This is a genomic window from Protofrankia sp. CiP1_Cm_nod1, from assembly GCF_920888515.1.
Classification (GTDB): Bacteria; Actinomycetota; Actinomycetes; order Frankiales; family Frankiaceae; genus Protofrankia.
In genome coordinates, this window is sequence record NZ_CAKKTM010000206.1 from 1 (window position 1) to 10,201 (window position 10,201).

Annotated in this window: 4 protein-coding genes and 2 pseudogenes; 5 read left to right on the forward strand and 1 reads right to left on the reverse strand. The window is 71.3% G+C overall.

Annotation, left to right across the window (positions count from 1 at the left end):
* Both NBX02_RS09380 and NBX02_RS09385 read left to right on the forward strand, forming a co-directional pair.
* Positions 1-417: pseudogene (locus NBX02_RS09380) on the forward strand (hypothetical protein); the annotation flags it as partial.
* 83 nt (positions 418-500) lie between these two features.
* A complete protein-coding gene (locus NBX02_RS09385) occupies positions 501-3,506 on the forward strand; it encodes a type I polyketide synthase (protein ID WP_445548338.1) in 3,006 nt (1,001 codons plus the stop codon).
* Between the two features lie 275 nt (positions 3,507-3,781).
* Here the strand turns inward: NBX02_RS09385 and NBX02_RS09390 are convergent, their stop codons facing one another.
* Positions 3,782-4,729, reverse strand: a complete 948-nt coding sequence (locus NBX02_RS09390; RefSeq protein ID WP_445548339.1) for a D-2-hydroxyacid dehydrogenase family protein — start codon at positions 4,727-4,729, stop codon at positions 3,782-3,784.
* Between the two features lie 471 nt (positions 4,730-5,200).
* Here NBX02_RS09390 and NBX02_RS09395 point away from each other — a divergent pair, with 471 nt between their 5' ends.
* From NBX02_RS09395 to NBX02_RS23020, 3 genes and pseudogenes are all read left to right on the forward strand, one after another.
* Entirely contained in the window at positions 5,201-6,934 is a 1,734-nt protein-coding gene (locus NBX02_RS09395) for an ABC transporter ATP-binding protein (RefSeq protein WP_250290946.1), read from the forward strand.
* Positions 6,935-6,999: 65 nt separating this feature from the next.
* Positions 7,000-8,919, forward strand: a complete 1,920-nt coding sequence (locus NBX02_RS09400) for an ABC transporter ATP-binding protein (RefSeq protein ID WP_250283203.1) — start codon at positions 7,000-7,002, stop codon at positions 8,917-8,919.
* Positions 8,920-9,382: 463 nt separating this feature from the next.
* Positions 9,383-9,990: pseudogene (locus tag NBX02_RS23020) on the forward strand (AAA family ATPase); the annotation flags it as partial.
* Between the last annotated feature and the right edge of the window lie 211 nt (positions 9,991-10,201).

The following is a 10,201-nucleotide window of genomic DNA, read 5'->3' on the forward strand; positions in this document are numbered from 1 at the left end:
GGCCATGGCAAGCCGGCGCCGGACGGCCAGGGCGGCGGCCGTGGGGCCAGCCGAGGCGACGGTGGCGGGCGGGTCGGCGGGCCGTCGCCGGCCATGGCCGAGCTGGACCGGCTGGAGGCCGCCATCGCGGTGGTGCCGGCGGGCACGGACGAGCTCGGCAGGATACGCACGAGGCTGTCCGCGCTGCTGCGGCACTGCGCACCGGCCACCGCTACCCCCATCACCGCTACCCCCGTCACCGCTACCCCCATCACCGCGGCCTCCGCCACCGAGTCCTCCGCCACTGGGCCTTCCGTCGCTACGGCGTCCGTTGCCGGAGCCACTGCTGTCGGGGCGGCCGCTGTTGGCGACCGGTTCGACCGCGCCACGGACGAGGAGCTTTTCGCGTTCATCGACGACGACCCCGGCGTCTACTGATCGTGCCGTGTCGGCGGCCGGAATCGTCGACGTCCGAAATCGCCGTGCTGAAATCCGGAATCATCATGAGAAAGTGACATGTGATGGCTGCTGAAGAGGAACTTCGGGTCTACCTGAAGCGGGTCGTGGCTCAGTTGCACGAGGTCCGGTCGCGGTTGCGCGCGGTGGAGGAGACGGCGGCCGAGCCGGTGGCGATCGTGGGGATGGCGTGTCGTTTCCCGGGGGGTGTGTCGTCGCCGGAGGGTTTGTGGGAGCTGGTGGCGCGTGGTGGTGACGCCGTTTCGGGTTTCCCGGTGGACCGGGGGTGGGATGTGGACGCGCTCTACGATCCCGATCGGGGGGTGCCGGGGAAGACGTATGTGCGGGAGGGTGGTTTCCTGCACGACGCGGCCGATTTCGACGCGGAATTCTTCGGGATATCGCGGCGGGAGGCGCTCGCGATGGATCCGCAGCAGCGGCTGCTGCTGGAGAGCGCGTGGGAGGTCTTCGAGCGGGCCGGTATCGACCCGCTGGCGCTGCGGGAGAGCCGGACCGGGGTGTTCATCGGCGCGACCGGCTCCGACTACGGCCCGACCCATCTCGACGCGCCGGACAACATCGGCCCCTACCTGCTGGCCGGGACGGCGCTCTCCGTGCTGTCCGGCCGGATCTCCTACACCATGGGATTCCACGGCCCCTCGTTCACGGTGGACACGGCGTGCTCGTCGTCGCTGGTGGCGCTGCACCTGGCCGGCCAGGCGCTGCGACGCAACGAGTGCTCGCTGGCACTGGCCGGCGGCGTGACCGTGGTGACCAATCTCGACCCGTTCGTCTCGTTCAGCCGGATGCGCGGGCTGGCCTCCAACGCCCGGTGCAAGCCGTTCGCGGCCGGCGCGGACGGCACGTCGTGGGGCGAAGGGGTGGGGATGCTGCTGCTGGAGCGGCTGTCGGACGCGCGCCGTAACGGCCATCCGGTGCTGGCGCTGGTCCGTGGATCGGCGGTGAACTCCGACGGCGCCAGCAACGGGCTGACGGCGCCGAACGGGCCGGCGCAGCAGCGGCTGATCCGGCAGGCGCTCGCGGACGCCCGGCTGTCCGCGGACGAGGTGGACGTGGTGGAGGCGCACGGTACGGGGACGAAGCTGGGGGACCCGATCGAGGCGCAGGCGCTGCTGGCGACCTACGGGCACGACCGGCCGGCGGGCCGTCCGCTGTGGCTGGGGTCGATCAAGTCGAACATCGGCCACACGGCCGCCGCCGCCGGCGTCGCCGGTGTGATCAAGATGGTGCTGGCGATGCGGCACGGGGTGCTCCCGTCCACGCTGCACGTCGACCGGCCGACCCCGCACGTGGACTGGTCGTCCGGGGCGGTGCGGCTGCTGACCGAGCCGGTCCCCTGGCCGGAGACGGGCGGGCGGCCCCGGCGGGCCGCGGTCTCCTCCTTCGGGATCAGTGGTACCAACGGGCACGCCATCCTCGAACAGCCGTCCCCGGCCGACGGCCCCGCCTCAGCGCCGCCCCCCACCGGCACCATCCACACCGGGGCCGTTGCCACCAGTACCGGGGCCGCCGGCACCGTCCCCACCGGGGCGATCCACGTCGGCGGGCTCCAGGCCGGGGTTCTTTCCGCCGGGGCTGTCGCCTGCGTGCTGTCGGCGCGTGGTGAGCCCGCGTTGCGGGCACAGGCGGGCCGGCTGGCCGATCATCTGCGGGCCGATCCGACGCTGGACGCCCACACCGTCGCCGCATCCCTCGCCACGACCCGGGCGCACCTGGAGCACCGCGCGGCCGTCGTCACCGCGGACCGCGACGACCTGCTGCGCACACTGGACGCCGCGGCCGCCGGGAGCGACGCGCCGGGCCTGCTGCGGGGGAGCGCGTCCACGCCGGGCAAGACGGCCTTCCTCTTCACCGGCCTGGACGACGTTGGCCGCCTGGCCGGCCCGAGTAATCCGGGCGGCCTGAGCGGTTCGGGCCACCCGGAGGCCCTGACCGGCCTGGGCAGTTCGGATGACTCGGGCGGCTCAGACGCTCTGGACGGCTCCAGCGGCCAGGATGGCTCGGGCGGTTCCAACGGCTGGGATGGTCGGCTGCTCGGGACGGGCCGGCAGCTTCACCGGACGTTCCCGGTGTTCGCCGAGGCGCTGGACGCGGTGTGGGCCGAGCTGGAGCACCATCTCGCCCGGTATCCCGGCCAGCGTCCCGACCGGCCGCTACGCGACGTGGTGTTCGCAGCCGAGGACTCCGCGTCCGCCGCCCTGCTCGCGCGGCCCGTGTTCGCCCGGGCCGCGCTGTTCGCCCTGGATGTGGCGCTGTTCCGGCTGCTAGAGCACTGGGGAATCCGGCCGGACGTCATCACCGGCGACGCCTGCGGCGGGCTGGTGGCGGCCCATGTGGCGGGCGTGCTCTCCCTGTCCGACGCCGCTACGCTGCTGGCCGCGCCGGGCCGGCTGCCGCGACGGCATCCCCGCGACAGCGACGGTGACGGCGCTGGCGACGGCGCGACGGCGGCGGCCGGCCCTGTCCCCGACGAGTTCCGCCGGATCGTCGACAAGCTGGCCTTCAGCTCCCCGACGGTCCCGATCCTCTCCGCCCGGACCGGCCGGTTCGTCACCGAGGAGGCCGGCACACCGGAATACTGGGCGCGGCAGCTCCACGACACCGGACTTTTCCAGGACGCGGTGCTTTCCCAGGACAGCGTTCCTTGCCGCGACACGGTGCCTTTCCGCGACGTGGTGACCGCGCTGGTGGCCGACCAGGTGACCGTGTTCGTGGAACTGGGCCCCCAGCCGGTGCTGTCGACGGCGGCCCCGGACCGTCCCATTCCCTCGGCCCCGGTCCCCAGGACGTCTCCGGCCTCGACACCGGTTCCGACACCGGTGATCGTCTCCGTTCTGGACGGGCGGCGCCCCGAGACCGATATGGCGATGACCGCCCTGGCACACCTGCATGTGCACGGGGTGACCCCACACTGGCCGGCGGTTTTCGAGCCGTGGCGGGCCCGGTGGGTCGACCTCCCCACCTACCCCTTCCAACGGCAGCGGTACTGGCTGAACAGCTCCCACAACCCCAGCAGCCACGAGCAGGCCGTCCCGACACAAGCCCCGTGACATTTCCGTGCACCAGCATCCGGGGCCTCCGGACCCAGGGAACGCGCCGCTCCTTCCGGATCCGAGAAACGGTGTGAGAACAGTGATGTTTACCTGTCTCCGCGCCTCGTGACCTTACCCCGAAGATCACCCATAAAGATCGTCGGAACTCCCGCCTCGAACGGCACACCGGTGTAGGTGGCTTCCGTCGTCATGGCAACGCCGGAGGGCCAATACGGCAACGTCAACGTTCGTACAGCGATGCCGGCAGGCAGACCGGCCGGCGGGCAGGCCGGCTACAGCAGGCGGATCGGGGTGCCGTCGTGCCAGGCGAGGATGTTCTCGACGATCTGTGCGTAGAACGCCCGGTAGCTGTCGGTGGTGACGTAGCCGATGTGGGGGAGCAGCAGGGTGTTGCGCAGCGTCCGCAGCGGGTGGTCGACCGGGAGCGGCTCGATGTCGTAGACGTCCAGGCCGGCGCCGGCGATGCGCCGTTCGCGCAGGGCGGCCAGCAGCGCGTCCTCGTCGACGATGGGGCCGCGGGAGGTGTTGACCAGGTAGGCCGTCGGCTTCATCAGGGCGAGGTCGGCGGCGCCGATCAGGCCCCGGGTCGTCTCCGACAGCGGCAGGTGGATGGTGATCACGTCGGAGCCGGTGAACAGTTCCCGCCTGCTGACGGCGCGCACGCCGTGCGGGGCGGCGCGTTGCGGGGTCAGGTGCGGCGACCAGGCGATGACCGTCATGTCGAACGCCCGCGCCAGCCTGGCGACCGGGATGCCGAGACGGCCGAGGCCGACGACGCCGAGGGTGTGCCCGGCCAGGCCGGGGCCGATGGTGTGCTGCCAGCCGCCGGCCCGGATGGCGGCGTCCTCCTGCGCGAAGTTCCTGGTGAGCGCGATGATCATTCCGATGGTGAGTTCGGGCATCGCGTTGCCCCACCCGGTGGTCCCGCAGACGGTGACGCCCTGTTGCCGGGCCGCGTCGAGGTCGATCGCCGCGTTGGCCATCCCGGTGGTGGCCAGCAGCCGCAGCGCGGGCAGCGCGCGCAGCAGGTCGGCCGGGAACCGGGTCCGCTCACGCATCGCGACGACCACCTCGCTGTCGCGCAGCCGCCGGACCAGCGCGTCGCGGTCGGGGATGTGCTCGTCGAGCACTTCCACCGTGTAGTGGTCGCGCACCGCCGACCAGTCGGCGCTGGTGAGCGCCACCCGCTGGTAGTCGTCCAGGATCGTCACCGTCGGCATGGGAGTCAGCGCACCCGCCCGGACGCGCAGCCCGCCGCTCCCTGCCGCCGCGCTCCCTGTCGTCATGGTCCCTGTGGGACGGGCTTCGCTCATGGCTGCTCCTGGCTATGACCCGACCGGCGGACTGGCGGACGGCCGTTACGTTACGGCCTCACGGGACAGGGCGGGCCACACCGGCCAAATGATCATTTCTGGCGTGCCGGCGGATTCCCGGCTGCTCCGGGCTGTGTCGGGGAAAACGTCTTGACCTGAAGTCAGGTTCAACTCGTAGTGTTCTTGTGCCTCGGCGGGCCACGGGCCGTTCGTCGCCGGCGTGGCCATCGCGGCCAGCCCGGCCGGCGGCGGTCGTGTGGATGGCGCCGGGGCACGCCACTGGTCGGCACGGCTCCGACCGGCACGGCGGTATGACAGCGTTGCCATCGTCCGGACTATCGTTCCGCTTCGCCTCGCCCTGCCGCGGAGAGAGACTGCATGCTGATCCGACTTCTGCGGGCCCACCTGGGCCCCTATGCCCGGCCGATCGAGATCCTGATCGGCCTGCAACTGGTGGCGACCATTGCCATCCTCTACCTGCCGACCCTGAACGCCGACATCATCGACCACGGGGTGGTCGTCGGCGACACCGGTTACATCCTGCGCATCGGTGGGATCATGGTCGGGGTCACCGTCGTGCAGATTCTCTGCGCCAGCGCCGCGGTGTATTTCGGCGCCCGTACCGCGATGGGGTTCGGGCGGGACGTGCGGGCGGCCGTCTTCGACCGGGTGCAGTCGTTCTCCGCCCGTGAGATCGGCCGGTTCGGCACGCCGTCCCTGATCACCCGGGCCACGAACGACGTCCAGCAGCTCCAGATGCTGGTACTGATGATCTTTACGCTGATGGTCTCCGCGCCGATCATGTGCCTGGGCGGTATCGCGCTGGCCGTGCATCAGGACGCCGGGCTGTCCCTCCTGCTGGTCCTGGTCGTGCCGCTCCTCGGTGTGATCATCAGCCTGGTGGTGCGCCGGATGCGGCCGCTGGGCCGGGCGATGCAGGAACGCCTCGACACCGTCAACCGCGTCCTGCGGGAGCAGATCAGCGGGCTGCGGGTGATCCGCGCGTTCGTCCGGGACGACCACGAGCAGCGCCGCTTCGGGACGGCCAACGCCGAGCTGGTCGACGTCTCACTGCGCTTCGGCCGGCTGATGGCGCTGATGTTCCCGCTGGTGCTGATGGTGGTCAACATCGTCAGCGTGGGGGTGCTGTGGTTCGGCGCGCACCGCATCGACGCCGGCCACATGCAGATCGGCGCGCTCACCGCGTTCCTCAGCTACCTCATGCAGATCCTGATGTCGGTGATGATGGCCACCTTCATGTTCATGATGATTCCCCGTGCCGAGGTGTGCGCGGAACGCATCCAGGAGGTGCTGGCCACCGGCTCCACCCTGCTGTCGCCGGCGGACCCGGTGCGCTCCCTCGACCGGCACGGCGAGCTGGAGCTGCGCGACGTCGGGTTCCACTACCCGGGGGCGGAGGCGGCGGTGCTGCGGGGGATCACCCTGCGGGCCCGGCCCGGCCGCACCACCGCGATCATCGGCAGCACCGGCAGCGGCAAGACGACACTGCTCAGCCTGGTCCCGCGGCTGGCCGACGCCACCGAGGGCGCCGTGCTCGTCGACGGCGTCGACGTCCGCGACCTCGACCCGGCGCTGCTCGCCGCCACCGTCGGGCTGGTCCCGCAGAAGCCGTACCTGTTCTCCGGCACCATCGCGACCAACCTGCGCTACGGCGACCCGGACGCCACCGACGACCAGCTGTGGCGGGCCCTGGAGACCGCGCAGGCGAGGGAGTTCGTCGAGGCCATGCCCGACGGCCTGGACACCGTGATCGCCCAGGGCGGGACGAACGTCTCCGGCGGCCAGCGGCAGCGCCTGGCGATCGCCCGGGTGCTGGTCCACCGTCCGGAGATCTACCTGTTCGACGACTCGTTCTCGGCCCTCGACTACGCCACCGACGCGCGCCTGCGCGCCGCGCTCGCCGGGGAGACCGCCGGCGCGACCGTTGTGATCGTCGCCCAGCGGGTCGCCACCATCCGTGACGCCGACCAGATCATCGTGCTGGACGCCGGCGAAGCTGTCGGTACCGGCACCCATCATCAGCTGATGGCGGACAACGCCACCTACCGGGAGATCGTCCTCTCCCAGCTCACCGAGGAGGAGGCCGCGTGACCAGGCCGGCACCAGCGGCGGCGGCACCAGCGGCGGCGGCAGCGGCACGCCGGGGCCCGGCGCCGATGGGCGGCCCGGGCCGCTTCTTCGTCGGCCAGGGCGCCGCGGAGAAGTCGATGGACTTCGCCGGATCCAGCCGCCGGCTGCTCGGCCTGCTGCGCCCGCAGCGCCACCTGTTCGCCGCGGCGATCGCGCTGGCGACGGTCAGCGTCGGGCTGACCGTGCTCGGCCCGCGGCTGCTCGGGCACGCCACCGACCTGGTGTTCGCCGGGATCTTCAGCCGCCGGCTGCCGGCCGGCACCTCGAAGGCCGACGCCGTCGCCGAACTGCGCGCCGGCGGCCACGGCACCCAGGCCGACCTGCTCGCCTCGCTCGACGTCACCCCCGGCCAGGGGATGGACTTCGGCGCCATCGGCTCGGTGCTGCTGTGGGTGCTCGCCGTCTACGTGCTCGCCGGGCTGTGCGGCGTCGCGCAGGCCAGGCTCACGAACCTGGCGCTGCAGCGGGTGATCGGCACGCTGCGCGCGGACGTGCAGGCGAAGATCTCCCGGCTGCCGTTGCGCTACTTCGACCGCCAGCCCCGCGGTGAGGTGCTCAGCCGGGTCACCAACGACATCGACAACCTCCAGCAGAGCCTGCAGCAGAGCCTGTCGCAGATCATCGCGTCCGTGCTGACCATCGTCGGCGTCCTGTCGATGATGATCTGGATCTCCTGGGAGCTCGCGCTGATCGCGGTGGTCGCGGTACCGGTGTCGATCGTCGTCGCGACGAGGATCGGCAAGCTGGCCCAGCCGCAGTTCGTCACCCAGTGGAAGGTCACCGGCCGGCTCAACGCGCACATCGAGGAGATGTACACCGGGCACGCGCTGGTCCGGGTCTTCGGCCGTCAGCGGGAGTCCGCGCAGATTTTCCGCGAGTACAACGAGCAGCTCTACGCCGCCAGCTGGCGCGCGCAGTTCATCTCCGGGCTCATGCAGCCGGCGATGCTGTTCATCGGGAACCTCAGCTACGTGCTGGTGGCGGTCGTCGGCGGGCTGCGGGTCGCCTCCGGCTCGCTGTCGATCGGCGAGGTGCAGGCGTTCGTCCAGTACTCCCGGCAGTTCAGCCAGCCGCTGTCCCAGGTCGCCAGCATGGCGAACATGGTGCAGTCCGGGGTCGCCTCGGCGGAGCGGGTGTTCGACCTGCTCGACACCGCCGAGCAGGCACCCGACCCGCTCGTCCCGGCACACCCGGGGCGGCTGCGCGGCCGGGTCGCCTTCGAGCACGTTGCGTTCCGCTACGAGCCGGACAAGCCGCTGATCGAGGACCTGTCACTGACCGCGGACCCCGGGCACACCGTCGCGATCGTCGGCCCGACCGGCGCCGGCAAGACCACCCTGATCAACCTGCTGATGCGCTTCTACGAGGTCACCGGCGGCCGGATCACCCTGGACGGCGTCGACATCGCCACCATGTCCCGCGAGGAGCTGCGGGCGAGCATCGGCATGGTGCTCCAGGACACCTGGCTCTTCGGCGGCACCATCGCCGAGAACATCGCCTACGGCGCCGAGGGCGCCACCCGGGAACAGATCGTCGCCGCGGCCACCGCCGCGCACGTCGACCGCTTCGTGCGCACCCTGCCGGACGGCTACGACACGGTGCTCGACGACGAGGGCGCCGGCGTCAGCGGCGGGGAACGGCAGCTGATCACCATCGCCCGCGCGTTCCTCGCCGAGCCCCTGATCCTCGTGCTGGACGAGGCGACCAGCTCGGTGGACACCCGCACCGAGGTCCTGATCCAGCGGGCCATGTCCACCCTGCGGGCCGGGCGCACCGCGTTCGTGATCGCGCACCGGCTGTCGACGATCCGGGACGCGGACACCATCCTGGTGATGGACGGCGGCGCGATCGTCGAACAGGGCGACCACGCCAGCCTGCTCGCCGCAGGCGGCGCCTACACCCGCCTCTACCAGGCCCAGTTCGCCCAGGCCGTCGCCGAGGTCTGACGACCGCGGCGGCCGTAGGTCGTTTTCGTTGTCCTGACGACCCTTTCCACCTACGGTCTCCGCGTCTGTAGGTGGAAAGGGTCGTCAGGACAACGGTTTTCACCTACGGCCGGGCATCCTGCCCGTCGAAACCGCTTCGTTCGGCGTGGCCGTCTTCCTGTCGGGCCGGCGGGTGGGAACGGGGCCGCCCGCCCAGCAACGAACAGCAGCGCCATCGAGCACGGAATTCACGCCTCCGCGGCTCGCGGCTCCGCCCCGAAGGGCAGCTACAAAGATCGCCGGATGCCGTGGTGGACAACAGCCGGACACGGCGCCCACCCTGGCGGGCCGGCGGTGGGCCGTAAAGTCGCCGGTGGCGGTCCTTGTCCCGAGGCAGTGGGAGGTTCTGCCCCGAGGCCGTGGAGGGCGGTGGCCGGTGCGGCGGTTCAACACGGCGGGCCCCTGCCTGCCGGAGTACCACTACATGGTGCCGGCGTTGTCACGGCTGCCGGAGGCGCCAGGGCTGGTCGAGCAGTCGGGGGGTATTTCGTGGTGCACGCGCCCCGGCAGACGGGGAAGACGACAGCGCTGCGGGCGCTGGCGCAGGAGCTGACCGCCATCGGCCGGTACGCGGCGCTGTACTTCTCCTGCGAGCTGGGTGAGGCCGCCGGCGACGACTACGGTGCGGCGTAACTCGGCATCCTCGGTGAGATCCGTCGGCGTGCCGAGCTCGCTCTGCCAGCGGAACTGCATCCGCCGATGTGGACGCAGGCATCCGAGGCGGACCTGCTCGCTGCCGCGCTCGCGGCGTGGGCGCGGGTGTGTCCGCGGCCGTTGGTGCTGTTCTTCGACGAGATCGACGCGTTGCGCGGGCAGAGCCTGATCAGTGTGCTGCGGCAGTTGCGGGCCGGGTTCACCGATCGTCCGGCGGCATTCCCGGCATCGGTGGCGCTGTGCGGGCTACGCGACGTCCGCGACTACCACCCTCGAAATCGCTTCGCGATTCCGCGGGTCCCCGGGGCTGCCTCCGGCGGTGACCCGTCCCGGCTGGGCACGTCCAGCCCGTTCAACATCAAGCTGAGGCCGACCCGCTGCGCCGCGGCCTGATCCAGCTCGACGGCTACCTCGACCGCATCCACCTCGACCACGGCGTCCTTGTCCTCTTCGACACCCGTCCCGACGCCCCACCCATCACCGAAAGAACCACCATCACCACCATCCCCAGCCCCGCCGGCCACACCATCACCCTCCTACGCGCCTGACCGCGAGAATGCAAAAAATAGATCAAAGTTCTACGTCGCTG